Origin of the sequence: Caballeronia catudaia (genome assembly GCF_001544755.2) — a bacterium.
GTDB classification, from domain to species: Bacteria; Pseudomonadota; Gammaproteobacteria; order Burkholderiales; family Burkholderiaceae; genus Caballeronia; species Caballeronia catudaia.
In genome coordinates this window covers 245,074-261,049 of record NZ_FCOF02000002.1, presented here as the reverse complement: position 1 = coordinate 261,049, position 15,976 = coordinate 245,074, and the positions used below count along the sequence as shown (strand labels likewise).

The window sequence follows — 15,976 nt, the reverse complement described above, 5'->3', positions numbered from 1 at the left end:
AGTCCCGGACCGATCGGGTCCGGCCAATAGTCCGACGCTTTACGCCATCGTTGGCGCTTGCGCGGCCCGCGTCACACTTCGCGCGGCTCAGCCGTTCGCTTCGCGCCTGCTCTGCATCCGGTATTCCGTCGGCGAGATCAGAAGACGCTTGCGAAAAATCTTGGCGAGCCTGTCGCCGTTACCCATGCCACTCCTGCGCGCGATCTTGTCGACCGGCAGTTCCGAATCCGTCAGGAGCGCGCAGGTGACGGCAAGACGCGCCTGCAACAAATAGTCGGATGGCGTGATGCCCATCTCGATCTTGAAGCGGCGCAAAAAGTTGCGCTCGCTCATCGCGGCCACCTGCGCCGCATCGACGACCGAAATCGGCCGTTCGCAGTTGTCCTGCAGCCAGCGCGCCGCCGCGCGGATCTTGTCGCCCGCGGACGCCGCGCCGCTCTCGCCGAGAATCGACACGAGCTTCGCGGCGGAACCCGGCATCAGGCGCTCGGCCACGCTGCGCGACACGTCGATGCCCAGATCGCGCTTGACGATGACGAGCGCGCCTTTCATCGATTCATAGCGGTCGCCCGCATCGCCCTGCTGCTCGTCGCGCACGAGATGAATCGTCGCGTTGCCGTAGCGCTGCGCGTCCTGCGCATGGCCAATGCCGGCGGCATCGAGCACCTTGCGCCCTTCGGAGATCGCGCGCACGACCGTGGTCTTCGACTGCACCCGGCGCAGCCATTCGACGATGCGATCGTCCTTCGCGGCGGCGTCGGCGCCGCGGCCGCCCGCGACGAAGAGCGCGTCGAAGCCGCCGTAGTGGCGCGCATCGAGACCGTCGGTCCACACGCGCACCGACGACGAGCACGCCACATTGCCGCCCTCGACCGACAGAAAACGCACGTCGTACTGCACTTCCGCGCGGGACTTCGCCGACGACAACTCGTTCGCCATATGGAAGACCTCCGCGACGATCCCCGCGCCGAGCAGGGAAAAGCCGTCGAACAACAGAATCGCGATGTTGCGGACCTCGGTCTGCGAGGCTCTCGTCGCGGTGGGCGTCCAGCCCACCGCGGCGGTTTCTACATTGGCGTAAGGCATGGTCATCCTCTGCTGCTGTTTCCTGGAAGGCGCGGAAGAATTTCGGCCATTGCGGCGCATCAAGGAACTATCCCGAACTTCGCCGGGTTGCCGTGACCGATTGGAACGAAGTGTTGGCGGAATCGATCCGCTGGGATGAATAATAAGCAGACAATCTTTTTTGTGCTTCGGATTTTCGCGCTTAAACCACAATTTCTGTTCCGCTGTGAGGGTGACCGCACATTTGCATATGCTATCTCGAATTGGCTTCGTCGCGTTTTTCAGCAGGTGAAAAACAAAATCGGTCTTGTCATACAAACTTCCATACGTTGTGTTAGCGCATTTTGCTATCCATGCCGCCGAATCGGCCAGTCTGCCGCGCGCAGAGGCCCGGTGCGCGGCCATCCGCGGGTTTCCGGGAAGTTATGGCGTTTGTCTGACAAAGCAAATTGATTCATTAATGAAACATCTATCGCCGCGAGATCGATCGTTCGGTCCGGCTGAATCGGAAATTTTTGGTCCCGCAGTTACATTTTAAAACTTTCTGTAATCCGCCGCGCAGACGCGTGCGTAACAGTGGAATTAGATTGCCCGTTAATTAATCCTGATTTTCCAATAATCCGATTCAGCCGCCGCGAATTGATTTTGATTATCCGATTCAGCTTTTATTCAACGGCATAATGCGGTAGTTTCATATGAGGGTGATGCTGCGATGCAGCGTGCGCATGAAGGCGCTGAAGCTGCGCGCACGCGGGACTCGGGAGGCGATCGCAGCGAAACTCGTCTCGCCGGTTTGCGGCGGCGCACGCGTCGACGCCCATTTCAGTGTCGACGAATTCCGACTTTGTAATCATCGGTGGATTGAGATTAATTCCGCGTGAGGGAATTGTGTCCGCCAAACAGCCGTTTTGTGCGGCCAGCGCGGTTCGCAAATCGGTCAGCTTTGCCGGATTTGCAACGATGCGGCCGGCGCACCGCGTCGCCGCGCACGATGTTTCAATCGTGAGAAAAAGGTCGGGCGTGCGCGCGCGCACGGTCGGCTGGGGCGCGGCGACGGCATCATCGTTTGCGCCCGGCGCGCATGCAGGCCGATGAAGCAGGCCGGCACCAGACACGGAGAGACGATGCTCAGCCACGCTGATTTTTTGACGGTGGTGCGGCTCACGCCGCTCGTGGCGATCGACCTGATCGTCACCGACGGCAACCGGCGCATTTTGCTGGGGCGTCGGCGCAACCGGCCGGCGCAGGGCACCTGGTTCGTACCGGGCGGACGCATCAAGAAGGATGAAACGCTCGACGCCGCATTCAGGCGCATCGTCAGCAACGAACTCGGCGTCGCGAGCGCGGCGCGTTCGGCATCGCGCTTCTTCGGCGTCTACGAACATCACTACGACGACAACTTCGCGGGCGCCGACGGCATCGGCACGCATTACGTCGTGCTCGCCCACGCCATGACCCTGAGCGGCACCGTGCCGATCGGCCGCTTCGACCAGCACAGCGGCTATCTCTGGCTCCCGCCCGACGAACTGCTCGCACGCGACGACGTCCACGAAAACACGAAGGCCTATTTCCGCTGAGCGGATGACACGCGCGAAGCGCACGCCGCAAAGACGAGCGGCGCGCATCGCTGCGCGCCGCCCGCCCTCCCGCCAAGAATCCAGTGCATCGCATGCCGTCGAAGCGCCCCGTTTCATCAGACGACATCAATGATGTGAGCTTATCCCGCGGGTATCGAGATCATCTGCCAACAGTTCGTCAATTTCGGCCTCGGCGCGCGGCGACTGTGGGCTGCCGCGTATAGTGCGACCCATGTAACTCGCTTTCCCGCTACTTGCGTTCCTTCATGGATCGGACCGGAACGAGGCGCCGAACGCCGGCTCCGGTCCGCACAGGGGAGAAGTCGATGGTGTACGCCAATGGCACGGGCAGGCTCCAGGTCGTGCGGGCAGCCGCCGAACCGCCGCCCGCCGACACGGCCAGCGCGGCGAAGCGGATCGGCATTCTGATCTTCGAGGAGTTTTCGCTCGTCGAAGTCAGTTCGATCTCCGAGGTCTTCGCGCTTGCGAATCAGGTTCGTCTGCCTGCGGAAGCCGGGCAGCCCGCTCGCGCACCGAATTACTCGCTGATGTTTCTGTCGAGTGAAGGCGGCAGCGTCGCGAGCACCTGCTCGATGCGCATCTGGACCGAAGGCCTCGAAACTCGCTGGATGAACGAGTGCGACGCGCTCTTCATCGCGGGCGGCGCGGGCGCGCGGCAGGCGCGGCACGACGCGGTCCTGAGAAAGCGCCTCGGCCGCGTGGCGCCGAAAATTCCGTTCGTCAAGGCGATCGGCGAAGGCGCGCACATTCTCGCCGCAGCCAATCTGAGCGTTCTGAACCGCTCGCTGGATTTCGTCGGCGACACCGACGAGCGGGCGACCTCGCCCGCGCTGATGTCCACGTTGTCGAACCCGCTTTTCATCGCCGAGCAGACGCTCACGCTCGACGACCCGAAAGGGCCGATCGCGGCGGCGCTGTCGATCATCAAGCGCGATCATGGCTCGGCCGTCGCGCGCGAAGTGTCGGAGCGCTCGATTCCCGGCGCGTGGCAAAAGCTCGCCACCGTGCTGGACGACACCGAAGGCGGCGGCGTGCGTCAGAAGATCGAAGCCGCGGCGCGCTGGATTCGCGAGAACTATGTGCAGCCGATTTCGATCACGGATGCCGCACGCGTCGCCGCGATGAGCGAGCGCAATTTCCTGCGCCGCTTCAAGGCGCAGATCGGGCTGACGCCATCGGAATATTTGCTGCGCGCGCGGCTGGATGCGAGTTGCATGCTGCTCGCCGCGACCGATTTGCCCGTCGACAAGATCGCACGGCGTTGCGGCGCCGGCAGCGGCGACGGCCTCGCGAAAATCTTCCGCAAGCGGCTGTCCATTTCTCCGACCGAATACCGGATGGCGGGCCGCCGAAAACAGGGCGACACTTCATAAGCGGGTTCGACGACGCCCGCGAGACCTGAACGGACACGCATGGAATCAAAGGTACTCTGGGCGCTTTCTAATCTCGGCGACGCGGCGTTTCTACTGCCGCTCGCGCTCGTCTGCGCAATCTGGCTGCGCTCGGTCGATATGCGCCTCGCGCTGCGCTGGGCCATGTTGCTCGCGCTCGGCATGGGGCTCGTCGGCCTTTCGAAGATTCTGTATGCCGGCTGCGGCCTCGAATTCGCCGCCATCGAATTGCGCATGATCAGCGGTCACACGATGCTCGCCGCTTCCATCTACACGGTTGCGGGCGGCTTGCTGCTCGGCGGCTTCGGCGGCGGCTGGTATCGCCTGGGCGCGGCGGGCGGGCTCGCGCTCGCGGCGGCCATCGGTGCGAGCCGCATCATGCAGGACGCGCACACGCCCGCCGAAGTCGTCGCGGGCTGGATGCTCGGCGCGGCCATCGCCGCCCTGTTCCTCGCGCGCGTCTTCGACCGGCCGCGCAAGATGCCGGGCGCGCTCGCCGCGGGCCTCGGATTTCTCGCCGTCTCATCGATCGCCTACGGCCATCACGCGCCGTTTCAGCGGATGATCGAACACTACTCGTGGTGGTTCTGTCAGGGAATCGGGCTCTGAAAGACCGACGTGCTCCGTTCCGGCGCGCGTCCGGCGATCCCTAGTATGATCGTCGCTTAAAAAATCACCTTCGTTCCGGACCCCGAGCATGGATCGCTTCCTTGCAATGAAAGTGTTCGCGCGCGTCGTCGAGGCGGGCAGTTTCTCCAAAGCCGCCGACGCGCTGCGGCTGCCTCCCGCGAGCGTCTCGCGCACGCTCCAGGCGCTCGAAGCGCATCTCGGCGCGCGCCTCATCAACCGCACGACGCGCAGCATCAGCATCACGGAAGACGGCGAAGCGTATTACGACCGCTGCGTGCGCGTGCTCGGCGAAGTGGACGACATGGAAGCGTCGCTGTCGCATTCGAAGCTGAGTCCGAAGGGCAACGTTAAAGTCAGCCTGCCGCAAGTGATGGCGAAGAACACGATCATTCCCGCGCTGCCGGAATTCTTCGCGGCGTATCCGGACATCGGCGTCGAACTGCTGCTCACCGACCGGCAAGTGGATCTCGTCGAGGAAGCGGTCGATTGCGTCGTGCGCGTGGGCGCGGTCGGCGATGTCGGGCTGGTCGCGAAGCGCATCGGCGCCTATACGCAGATCACGTGCGCGGCGCCGAAATACATCGAGACGCATGGCGAGCCGACCTCGCTCGACGATCTCGACGATCACCTTGCCGTCGGTTACGTGCTGAACAACTCGGGGCGCGTGCGCAACTGGGAATTCGTCTCCGATGGCGAAACGCGCACCGTCGCGATGAAGCACAAGATCGCCGTCAACGATGGCGATTCATACATCGCGGCGGGCGTGAACGGGCTCGGGCTGATCCAGAGTTCGAGCTATACGCTCGATCCGCTCATCAGGAGCGGCGCGCTCAAGGAAGTGCTCAGGGATTATCCGTCTCACCCGCGTGTGGTGTCGGTGCTGTATGCGGCCAATCGCCATCAGCCGCGCCGGGTGCGCGTGTTTATCGACTGGGTCGCGGAGCTGTATAGCCGGCTGCCCATCTTTCAGGTCAGGCCGAACTGAGCGTCACTCGCGGTCCGACGCTCGCGAAAGGCATCGCGCGCCAGTCGAATTCGCGATAGGCGCGTTCCAGCGCGTCGAGGTCCGCCGGGCGCGCGCTCGCGTGCATGCCTTGCAGATGCGGCACATTCATCTCCACCGCGACGCAGTCCGCGTAATCGCGCGCGCGCATCGACGCGGGAATCGTCGAGAAGAAGGCGGTCGTCGGCACGTCGAAGCCAGCCGCGGCATGCAGCGCCGACGTGTCCGCCGTCACGAGATAGCGCGCGTGCCTGATCCACGCGAGGAAGTGGTCGGTATCGGCGCAAAGCAGCGCGATGTTGCGATAACGCGGGTGATCGACCGCGCCGAAGCCCGCCACCGGCAGACCGGTTTCGTCCGCGAGCCGCGCGACGATGCGCGCGCGCGCCGGCGCGGGAATGCTGCGCACCGGCGTGCTCGCATCGGGACAGAAGAGCGCGTAAGGCTCGCTGCGAGGCGAAGGCAGCGGGACATCGGCAAGCCAGCGATTGCGCTTGTCGGCGGCGGCGATGCCGTCGGGCGCGACGCCCATCGCCCAGAGGAAGAAATCGATCATCGGCATCGAGGCGAAGCGCGGCCAGAAAAGCTGATTGCCGATGTCGATGCGAAGTTCATCGCACGGAAGGCTCGCGAGCGGCACCGGCAGATCGACGAGATCGCACATGTGACGCGCGAGCTCGTAGAGACGCTGCACGTAGCGCGGCGCGCGCGCCGGACGATACACCGTGAACGCGAGATGCGGATGACGCCGCATGATCGCGGCGAGCGCCGACAGTCCGATGATCGAATCGCCGAGCGTGACGCCGAACGCATTGATGAGATGAACGCGGCGCGCACGCGCATAGTCCGCTTCGAAGGGCTCGCGGTCCGCGTTGAGAATGCCGGCGGGCAAGGCAGTGAAGCCCGCTGCATCGGCGTGCGTCACTTCGAGATCGTACGGTGCGACGATCTCGCCGCTTCCCGACAGCAGCGAGCCCGCGTGGGTCAGCGCATGAACTTCGTCGAGCGTCGTCATGCGGGAGCCTTCCGTGTCAGCCTGCCGCGCCGTGCCCGCGCGCCGTCTGCGCGTTCGCCACACTCTGCAGCACCGGCAACACCGCCGTCTGATACTCCGGCACCCAGCGGCGCAGATCGCGGCGTACTTCTTCGTCGGACAGCACGCGATGCTGCATGAGCCACGGCAGAAGTTCGTCGATGAAATGATCCGGCACGCCCCGCGCCTGCGCGATGCGCAGCTTCGGATGCGGCGTGCGCGTGGTGGTTTCGTCGTCGGCGAGGAGTTCTTCGTACAGCTTTTCGCCCGGACGCAACCCCGTGAACACGATGCGGATCTGCTCTTCCGAGAAGCCGTAGAGACGAATCAGGTCGCGCGCGAGATCGACGATCTTCACGGGCTGGCCCATGTCGAGAATGAAGATTTCGCCGCCGCGCCCCATGCTCGACGCCTGCAACACGAGTTGCGCGGCCTCGGGAATCGTCATGAAAAAGCGCGTGATCTCCGGATGCGTGACCGTCACCGGCCCGCCCTTCGCGATCTGCTGCTGGAACTTCGGGATCACGCTGCCCGCGCTGCCGAGCACGTTGCCGAAGCGCACCGTCTCGAACTGCGTGCGCGGCGCGGATTGCTGCAGCGCCTGACACGCCATCTCGGCGAGACGCTTGGAGGCGCCCATCACGTTGGTCGGGTTGACGGCCTTGTCGGTGGAAATCAGCACGAAGTGGCGCACGTCGTGGCGGATCGCCGCGCGCGCGACGCGCAGCGTGCCGAGCACGTTATTGCGCACCGCCTGCCACGCGTTCTGCTCTTCCATCAGCGGCACGTGCTTGTAGGCCGCCGCATGGAAGACGATATGCGGCGTGAAGCGCGCCATCGTCTGATCGAGCAGCAACGAATCCTTGGCATCGCCGACGACCGGAATCACCGAGCACTCCGGAAACTTCTCGTGCAACTCTTCGATGAGCCGGTACATCGCGTATTCGGAGAGGTCGTAGGCGACCAGTTGCGCCGGCGAGAACCGCAGGATCTGGCGGCACAGCTCCGAGCCGATCGAGCCGCCGCCGCCCGTGACCATCACGACGCGCCCGTGCAGCAGTTGCTCGACGTGCGGCATGTCGATCTTCACCGGCTCGCGGCCGAGCAGATCTTCGAGGTCGATCTGGCGCACGCGCGACAGGAAGTTGGTGCCTTCGGTGAGCGGCGAGAGCGCGGGCAGCACCATCACCTTCACGCCTGCGCGCACGCACAACGTGGCGACGCGCCGCTGTTCGTCGACCGACGCCGACGGAATCGCGATGATCACGTAGTCCGTCTTCAGTTGCTCGGCGAAGCGCGGCAGATCGCCGAATGCGCCGAGCACCTTGTGCCCGAGCACTTCGCGGCCTTGCTTCGCGGGATCGTCATCGAGCAGGCCGACGAGACGCCACTCGCTCGAGCGCGCCAGCTCGCGCGCGAGCATCGCGCCCGCGGTGCCCGCGCCCAGCACGATCACGGGCTTGCCCTGGCCGACGAGTCCGCCGTACAGATAGAACTCCTTGCCCGCGCGATAGAGCGCGCGCGCGCCGCCCATCGCGAGGAACAGCAGGAGCGGCGAGACGATGAGCACCGAGCGCGGGATGATGGGCGTCGGCTGCGACATCACCGCGCCGATCATGACGACGAGCGCGCCCACGACGACCGACTTGGAGATGCGCATCAGGTCCGGCAGGCTCGCGAACACCCACATGCCGCGATAGAGACCGAAGACGCGGAAGACGACGCCGTAGACAGGCAGCACCCAGATAAGCGCGGCGAGCGCGCCTTCGCGGAAATCGTGCGGCACGGCGCCGTTGAAGCGGATCACGTATGCGGCCAGCCACGACCCGGCGACGGCGACCAGGTCGAAGAAGAACGCACCTGCCGATAGCCATGAAGCTTTTATTCGATTCATCAGCATGGACCCTCAAGATTGTCCGGAATGGCGCGTCTCATGACGCCGCCAACGCGCGTCGATCACCGCGCCCGCTGCCACAACCACGACTGCCCAGCCCGCCACCGCCGCCCACTGCCCGGCGAAGGAAAACCGTAGCGCCCAGTTGGCGAGGATGATGCCTGCCAGCATGAGCAGATACCACGCGAGCGCGGTGCGCGCGTGCCCCATTCCGAGGCGCACCATGCGCTGATAGTAATGCTCCCGGTGCGCTTGCCAAAATTTTTCGCCGCGCGCGAGACGCCGCAACAGCGTCACCGACGCATCCGCGATGAACGGCGAGAATACCAGCGCCGGGAACCAGACCGGCCACGCGCCCCGCTGCCAGCCCCAGTAGCCGAACGCGCCGGCGAGAAAGCCCAGCGGGATCGATCCGGCGTCGCCGAGAAAAATCCGCGCCGGATGGAAGTTGAGCGTGAGAAAACCGAGCGCCGCGCCCGCGACGCCCGCGCTCGCGAGAGCGAGGTCGGCATGGGGCGCGGGCCCGGCCAGCGCCGCGAGGGCGTAGCCGCCGAAGCCGAATAGCGCCATGCCGCCGGCGAGCCCGTCGGAGCCGTCCATGAAGTTGTAGAGATTGACGAGCCACAGCATCAGAAAGCCGACGAGCGCGAGCGCCCACCACGGCACGTCAGCCGGATGCGCGGCGATGACGAGCACCACCGCGACGATATGCGCCGCGAAGCGCACGCGCGCGGGCAAGCCGCGGCGGTCGTCGATCTGCGAGACCGCGGCGAGGAAGACCGCGCACGCAGCGATGAGCCACATCGACGGCGCGGTGACGAGGAGCGCGATGACCGCGACCGGCACGACGCCCCAGCCGCCGACGCGCGGCGTCGGACGCTCGTGCAGGGAGCGCTCGTTGGGGATGTCCGTAGCGAGGCGCCACGCGAGGCCGGTGCGGATGAGCGTCTGAAGAATCAGCGCGCACGCGGCGAACGCCAATACCGCGACCGCCGACGCGGCCAGCAGCGGTGAAGCTTCAAAATACGAAAGCAGCATGCAGTGTTATCGAGTTGTCGAAACGACGCCCTGTTCGTCCTGGCAATTCGTTTGTTTTGTAAAGACCCAAAGGATACGCGAACGCTCGCCGCGTTTTGCTTTAACTGTCTGACGAACAACGAAAAATCGCGATAACACCTATTTTAGCTTTCATGGCTGACGGATTCGAAACCACGCGGCCGTGGCGGCGAGTCCGTCGTCGAGTGATTGCGGCGCCTGCCAGCCGAGCGACTCGCGGATGCGCTGGGAATCGACGCGCAGACTGCCCGTCAGACGATCGACTTGCGCCGTCTTGCCGGCGACACGCGCGAGGCCGCGCAACAGGCCCGCCGGCACCGGCACGAGCCGCGCCGGCTTGCCCAGATGCTCGCCGAGCTTGCGGGCCAGCTCCGTCACACTCGGGTCGTAGCCGTCGGTGACATGGAATATGCGGCCCGCGGCGGCCGGATTGAGCGCGCATTCGATGGTCGCGCTCGCGAGATTGTCGACACTGACGAGACTGCGCCGCGCATCGATCGCGCCGAGCGGCAGCGGCATGCCGCGCGCGATCGCGTTCATCATCGCGAGGAAATTGGCGCGCACGCCGGGACCGTAGACGAGTGGCGGCCTCACGATGGCGATTTGCAAGCCCGTGCGGCTCCCGAATTCGAGCAACCGGACTTCGGCTTCGGCCTTCGAGACGCCGTAGGCATCGGGTGGATGGCGCGCGTCGTCTTCGGTGAAGGGACGGCCCGGATCGCGCTCGCCGAGCACCTTGATGCTGCTCATCAGCACGAAGCGCGCGACGCCGGCGCGACGGGCGGCGTCGGCGGCGGCGAGCGTGCCGTCGACATTGATCGCCCGATACGCGTCCAGCAGGACATCCGCCCGCGATGCCGATTTTTTCTGCGCGGCGGCGTCGCTCATCATGTGGACGCGCGCGGCGAGGTGGATCACCGCGCCGCAGCCCTCGAACGCGTCGGGCGTGAGCGCGTCGAGTTCGTCGATGGCGTGCACGTCGACGCCCGGCTCGCACTGCGCGCCGCGCCGCACGAGGCCCGTCGCGGCGATGCCGCGCGCGAGCAAGGCGCGGCTCACCGCACGGCCGACGAAACCGTTGGCGCCGGTGACGGCGATGCGCCGAGCGGCGTCGCTCATAGCCACTTCCAGCCGAAGCGGTTGAAGAACCGGCAAGCCGACGTCACAAAGAGTTTGATGTGCGTCGAGCCTTTCTTCGACGCGCCGCCGCCGTGATGCAGGATACGCACGGACGGCACATACGCGATGCGCGCGACCCGGCGCGTGCGCAGGCTCAGGTCGTAGTCCTCGAAGTAGAGGAAATAACGCGGATCGAAGCCGCCGAGCGACTTCAGCACGTCGGTGCGAAAGAGCATGAAGCAGCCGCTCACGATCGGCGGGTCCCACACGACGTTCGTCTCGCCGATGACATCGCGCATTTCGTAGCGCGCGAGACGCCGCGCGAACGGCTTGCGCAGCGAGGACGGCAGGAAGCCGCGCGCGAAGAGATCGAGAACGGTGGGATAGCGCCGGCAGAGATACTGCTGCTGGCCATCGTCGCCGCCGATCCACGGCGCGAGCAGGCCCGTTTCGGGCGAGTCGCGCAGGAAGGCGAGCGCGCGGCGCAGACCGTCGGCATTGAGTTCGACGTCGGGGTTCAGGATCAGATGGAAGCGGCTCTTCGCGCGTTCGATCGCGAGATTGTGGCCGCGCCCGTAACCGACGTTGCCGTGCCCTTTCAGCACGACGGTGTCGAATTCGGCGTCGGAAGGCACGGGCAGGGCCGCGAGTTCGCCAGGATTGCCGTTGTCGATCAGATACAGGCACGGGCGGCCCGCGACGTCATGCAGCTCCGCGAGCGCGGTTTCGAGCGTTTCGACCGTGCGCGCGAGCAACGCGGCGTCGGGACGGTAGACCACGATCGAAATGCTGAGCGTGATGGCGGAATCGGACGGCTTCGCCGATTGGCTGTGCGGGGCATTCGCGTTCATCGGACAGAGGGGGTGTCCGCGCCACGAGAGGAAAACGGACCGCATCGACGAGTGAAAAACTCCCAGATTGTCCTCAATGTCGGTCCTTTCGGCAACCACGCGACGTGGCCTGCAGCGCGGTAAGGCGAACTGTTCTTGTTACAAATTGTGCTAAATTCCGCCAGCAAATGGAGCGTTCCGCCGCCCGATCCGCCATCCAGGGGCTCGGACCGGACGCGCCGTGGGCTTAACCGATCACCCCAGGTGAATTGTATGAGCAAGCCCATCGTCGTCGATCTGGACGGTACGCTGATTCGCTCCGATATTCTCGTCGAGAGCGGGTTCGCGTTTCTCAGAGCATTCCCGCAGAAGTTCTACAAGCCGCTGCAATGGCTCGCGAGCGGCGGCAAGCCCGTGTTGAAATCGCGGCTCGCCGAGCATGTGACGATCGATGTCACGACCCTTCCCTACAACCTGCAGGTCGTCAACTGGCTGCGGGACATGCGCGCCGCGGGCCGCACCATCGCGCTCGCGACCGCGAGCCATGAGTCGTTCGCGCAGCGGATCGCGGAGCACCTCGGCGTCTTCGATCGCGTGTTCGCTACCGACGAGCACGTCAATCTCTCTTCGCATCGCAAGCGCGACCGGCTCGTTGCAGAGTATGGCGAGAAGGGCTTCGACTATGTCGGCAACTCGCACGACGACCTCGCCGTGTGGGCTGCCGCCGATCGCGCGTATGTGGTCAATCCGCATGCGGGCGTTGTGCGCGCGGCATCGAAGCACGACAACATCGAGCAGATCTTTGAAAATCGCCAGCCGACGCTCAAGGTCTGGGCGAAGTCGCTGCGGCTGCATCAGTGGCTGAAGAACGTGCTGGTGTTCGTGCCGCTGCTCGCGGCGCATCAGATGAGATCGCCCGCGGCCATCGGGTTCGCCGTGCTCGCGTTTTTCGCGTTCGGGCTGTGCGCGTCGAGCGTGTATCTGCTCAACGACCTGCTCGATCTGCAGGACGACCGCCAGCATCCGGTCAAGCGCAAGCGCCCGCTCGCCGCCGGCACGATGCCGCTCGTCTGGGGCGTGGCGCTGTGCCCTGTCCTGCTCACCGCTTCGTTCGCGATCGCGCTGACCTTCCTGTCCTGGAAATTCATCGCGTCCCTCCTCGGCTACTACGTGATGACCCTCGCCTATTCGCTCGTGCTCAAGCGTCAGGTGATGATCGACGTCGTCGTGCTGGCCGCGCTGTACACGTCGCGCATCATCGCCGGGGCGGCGGCGATCCACGTGCCGCTCACATTCTGGCTGCTGGCGTTCTCGATGTTCGCGTTCCTGAGCCTCGCGCTCGTGAAGCGCTACACCGAGCTCCACTCGATGATGAAGGCCGGGCGCGAAGGCGCGCGCGGGCGAGGCTATCTGGCGAGCGATCTCTCAATCGTGTCGTCGCTGGGCACCTCGTCGGGCTATCTTTCGGTGCTCGTGCTCGCGCTGTATATCCAGGACGGGCATACCACCGTGCTCTACCGGAATCCGCAATTCATCTGGATGGTTTGTCCGCTGATGCTCTACTGGTTCAGCCGGACATGGATCATCACGCATCGCGGCCGAATGAACGACGACCCCATCGTGTTCGCGGCCCGCGACCGCATGAGCCTCGCGGTCGTCGCGCTGTGCGGCTTCTCGTTCTGGCTCGCAATCTGACGATGAGCGCATAGCGCATCGTCCTCTGGAGGCCGGCGCACGGCCGCTCGTTTCTCGCGAAAGCACCCGCGGTGCCTGCATCGAACGCTCCTGCGAGCGAGCCAGGGCGCGCGCTCGATGCGTTCTTTAGCGCACATATACGACTAATTGCTTGCCGTAATCTGCGGCAACTATCCGGCTCCGAGCTTGTCGCCGCTGGCATATCGATACCTAGATCAATATTCCGAGGAAAGGACATGGCGGAAGCGGGCGTTCCCCTTTGCGTCGACTTGGACGGCACGCTGACCGCCACCGACCTGCTTGTCGAATCCTTCCTCGTGCTGGTCAAGAGGAATCCGATCTACGCATTGCTCTGTATCGGCTGGCTGCTGCGCGGCAAGGCTTATCTCAAGGCGCAAATCGCGCAGCGCGTGGCCATCGATGTTTCGGTGCTGCCCTACAACGCGCGTTTCGTCGATTACCTGCGCGAACAGCGCTCGACCGGGCGGGACCTCTACTTGTGCACGGCTTCGAACCAGCACGTCGCCGAGCAGGTCGCCACGCATTTCGGCTTTTTCAAGGGCGTGCTTGCCAGCGACGAGGCGCACAACCTGTCCGGAAACAACAAGGCGGGCGCGCTCACCGAGCAGTTCGGTCTGCATGGTTTCGACTACTGCGGCAACGCGCGCGCAGACGTGCCGTACTGGGTCAGTCGCCTGTGGATGCTGGCGTTTCGCGGCAAGATGACCGACGATCCGATCGCCTACGCGATCAAGAACCGCCTGAGCCTTTTCGTCATCAGTCTGTGCGTGGCGACCGTGGCCGCTGCGATATGACCTCAACGCTTTCCGCCATGTCGTATATCACGCTTGTTTTAAGCGGCACCTTCAGCGCGCTCGCCAGCGTCCTGTTGCGCTTCGCCGGCAAGCTGCCCGCTAGCGGCGAAGCGCTGTTGTTCGGCATGGCCGCGCGTCCGCTCGCCTACCGGCTCGCAGCCATCGGCGCATACGGCGCGGGCTTCGTGCTCTATGCGCTCGCATTGAGGCGCATGGAGTTGAGCATCGCGTATCCCCTGATGGTCGCGGTGACGATTCTGGAGATCATGGCGTTTGGCGCGCTGTCAGGCGAAGCGATGTCCATGCGCACGCTCGCCGGCGCGACGCTCCTGATCGCCAGTGTCGTGCTGCTGTACGCGCCCACCGCGAGCACCGCCTGAGTCGCTTGTGACCGAGACTCTACGGAAGAACCATGCGCAAGGAGCGTGTCCATGTATTCCCGTAAAACGTTGGGGCTTCAGGCAGCGCCTGCCGAGGCTGGATCCGCGACGACACCGGCGCGAACGCAACTGTTTCGTGCAGCGCTCTTCGTGTTCGTCATCTCGCCGATCGCGGATGTCGCGCTCTGGTTCATCGACCGCGTCGTCACGCACCAGGACAACTACTATCCCACCGCGGTTTTCATGCGGCGGTGGTTGCAGTTCTTCGCATCGCCATCGCTGGCGGGCAACGATTCGTGGATGCCCATGCGCGGCGCGCTCGCGTGGTTCGAACAACATCCGGGCGGCAGGATATTCGAGCAGCTGTTCTTCGTCGAGCATGTGAAATTCCAATATCCCCCTAGCAGTCTGTTGCCGCTTCATGCGTTGCATTCGTTCGGGATCGATCCGACCGACGCCCTCCTGAATGGCATTGGCTGGTTCGTCATGCTGATCAATGTGATCGCATCGGGGGCATTCGCGTTCGTGCTGGCGAGCCGTTCGGCGAACCATGCCGGATTGCGCTGGCATTGGGGCATCTTCGGCGGGCTCGCGGCACTGTCGTTTTTCCCTATCCTGATGGCGTTCAGACTAGGACAGGCGCAGGTCTGGATCAACGCCTTGTTCGCGTTGGCGGCGCTTTCGTATGTTCTCCGGCGAAATGCACTGACGGGCGTCTTGATTGGACTGATCTGCTTGTGCAAGCCACAACTCGCACTCTTTATTCTGTGGGGCGTGTTGCGGCGGCAATGGCGCTTCTGCGTGGGCATGCTCGTCACGATTGCAGTGGGCGGCGTGCTGTCGCTGGCCGTGTTCGGTTTGCAGAATCACATCGACTACCTTCACGTGCTGCGGGAGCTGTCACGAACGGGCGAAGCGTACATGCCCAATCAATCGGTCAATGGATTTTTGAACCGGCTGTTACACACGGTTGCCGAGCCTCGCGTTTGGCAGGCGCACGGCTTTCCGGCATTCCATCCGATCGTCTACGCCGGCACGCTGTTGTCCTCGGCGGCGCTGATTGGCTCCGCGCTGTTGCTCCCATTACGTGCGGATTCGAAACCCGGGTTGCTCGACTTCCTGATCGCCGGTTTGACCTTCACGGTCGCGTCGCCGATTGCATGGGAGCATCACTACGGCATCATGCCGGCCATGTACCTTGCGGTGATGTTTGCGATCTTGAGCTTTGGGCCGTCGAAAGGCAAATCGCTTGCTCTGGCGGCTCTCGCTGCATCGTACTTCGTCACCGACCATTGGCTCGGCAGTTCGTGGATGCTTTGCGGCGTACTCGCGGTTCTCGGTCTGATGTACTGGACCGGACCTTTCCGCGACAAGGCTGATAAGCAACCGGCTTCGGCGTTGCGTTGAGGTGAAGCGAAGTCGCGGGGCACTAGCGTTGCCTCGTGCGAAGCGCCCGCCGGCTCGAAT

General features: G+C 64.4%; 15 protein-coding genes. 8 read left to right on the top strand and 7 right to left on the bottom strand.

The window, feature by feature from the left end:
* Window positions 1-87: 87 nt before the first annotated feature.
* Complete coding sequence (locus AWB75_RS03420) at window positions 88-1,086, bottom strand: GlxA family transcriptional regulator (protein WP_061122753.1); 999 nt, start codon at window positions 1,084-1,086, stop codon at window positions 88-90.
* A 644-nt stretch (window positions 1,087-1,730) separates the two neighbouring features.
* On the bottom strand, window positions 1,731-2,201 hold the full coding sequence (locus AWB75_RS36885) for a hypothetical protein (protein ID WP_143746399.1): 471 nt from the start codon (window positions 2,199-2,201) through the stop codon (window positions 1,731-1,733).
* On the opposite strand from AWB75_RS36885, the gene AWB75_RS03410 reads away from it, so the two are divergent.
* The 4 genes from AWB75_RS03410 to AWB75_RS03395 all read left to right on the top strand — a co-directional run bounded on the left by AWB75_RS03410 (window position 2,190) and on the right by AWB75_RS03395 (window position 5,669).
* Window positions 2,190-2,642 carry a GDP-mannose mannosyl hydrolase gene (locus tag AWB75_RS03410; RefSeq protein ID WP_061122752.1) on the top strand — a complete coding sequence of 151 codons (453 nt, stop codon included), beginning with the start codon at window positions 2,190-2,192 and terminating at the stop codon, window positions 2,640-2,642. The genes AWB75_RS36885 and AWB75_RS03410 overlap by 12 nt on opposite strands.
* A gap of 326 nt (window positions 2,643-2,968) precedes the next feature.
* A complete protein-coding gene (locus AWB75_RS03405) occupies window positions 2,969-4,036 on the top strand; it encodes a GlxA family transcriptional regulator (protein WP_061122657.1) in 1,068 nt (355 codons plus the stop codon).
* Between the two features lie 39 nt (window positions 4,037-4,075).
* A complete protein-coding gene (locus tag AWB75_RS03400) occupies window positions 4,076-4,663 on the top strand; it encodes a phosphatase PAP2 family protein (protein WP_061122656.1) in 588 nt (195 codons plus the stop codon).
* Between the two features lie 88 nt (window positions 4,664-4,751).
* Window positions 4,752-5,669, top strand: coding sequence for a LysR family transcriptional regulator (locus AWB75_RS03395; RefSeq protein WP_061122655.1), 918 nt, complete (start codon window positions 4,752-4,754; stop codon window positions 5,667-5,669).
* On the opposite strand, the gene AWB75_RS03390 is transcribed toward AWB75_RS03395, so the two are convergent.
* The 5 genes from AWB75_RS03390 to AWB75_RS03370 form a co-directional block, all read right to left on the bottom strand.
* Complete coding sequence (locus tag AWB75_RS03390) at window positions 5,656-6,702, bottom strand: glycosyltransferase family 9 protein (protein WP_061122751.1); 1,047 nt, start codon at window positions 6,700-6,702, stop codon at window positions 5,656-5,658. The two genes, AWB75_RS03395 and AWB75_RS03390, sit on opposite strands and share 14 nt — an antisense overlap.
* Window positions 6,703-6,718: 16 nt before the next feature.
* Window positions 6,719-8,614, bottom strand: coding sequence for a polysaccharide biosynthesis protein (locus tag AWB75_RS03385; protein WP_061122750.1), 1,896 nt, complete (start codon window positions 8,612-8,614; stop codon window positions 6,719-6,721).
* A gap of 12 nt (window positions 8,615-8,626) precedes the next feature.
* Window positions 8,627-9,652 (bottom strand): MraY family glycosyltransferase, encoded by a 1,026-nt coding sequence (locus tag AWB75_RS03380; RefSeq protein WP_061122654.1) that lies wholly within the window; start codon window positions 9,650-9,652, stop codon window positions 8,627-8,629.
* Window positions 9,653-9,802: 150 nt separating this feature from the next.
* A complete protein-coding gene (locus tag AWB75_RS03375) occupies window positions 9,803-10,789 on the bottom strand; it encodes an NAD-dependent epimerase/dehydratase family protein (protein ID WP_061122653.1) in 987 nt (328 codons plus the stop codon).
* The gene (locus AWB75_RS03370; RefSeq protein ID WP_061122652.1) at window positions 10,786-11,640 is read right to left on the bottom strand and encodes a glycosyltransferase family 2 protein; all 855 of its coding nucleotides are present in this window, start codon (window positions 11,638-11,640) and stop codon (window positions 10,786-10,788) included. Before AWB75_RS03370 ends, AWB75_RS03375 begins: the two co-directional genes overlap by 4 nt.
* A 252-nt stretch (window positions 11,641-11,892) precedes the next feature.
* On the opposite strand from AWB75_RS03370, the gene AWB75_RS03365 reads away from it, so the two are divergent.
* From AWB75_RS03365 to AWB75_RS03350, 4 genes are all read left to right on the top strand, one after another.
* Window positions 11,893-13,314 carry a UbiA family prenyltransferase gene (locus AWB75_RS03365; protein WP_061122651.1) on the top strand — a complete coding sequence of 474 codons (1,422 nt, stop codon included), beginning with the start codon at window positions 11,893-11,895 and terminating at the stop codon, window positions 13,312-13,314.
* Between the two features lie 71 nt (window positions 13,315-13,385).
* Window positions 13,386-14,129: a haloacid dehalogenase-like hydrolase gene (locus AWB75_RS39400; protein WP_407642113.1), complete on the top strand. Its 744-nt coding sequence runs from the start codon at window positions 13,386-13,388 to the stop codon at window positions 14,127-14,129.
* Window positions 14,130-14,146: 17 nt separating this feature from the next.
* A complete protein-coding gene (locus AWB75_RS03355; protein WP_061122749.1) occupies window positions 14,147-14,509 on the top strand; it encodes a DMT family transporter in 363 nt (120 codons plus the stop codon).
* A gap of 300 nt (window positions 14,510-14,809) precedes the next feature.
* Window positions 14,810-15,916 (top strand): glycosyltransferase family 87 protein, encoded by a 1,107-nt coding sequence (locus AWB75_RS03350; RefSeq protein WP_159462765.1) that lies wholly within the window; start codon window positions 14,810-14,812, stop codon window positions 15,914-15,916.
* Window positions 15,917-15,976 lie beyond the last annotated feature (60 nt).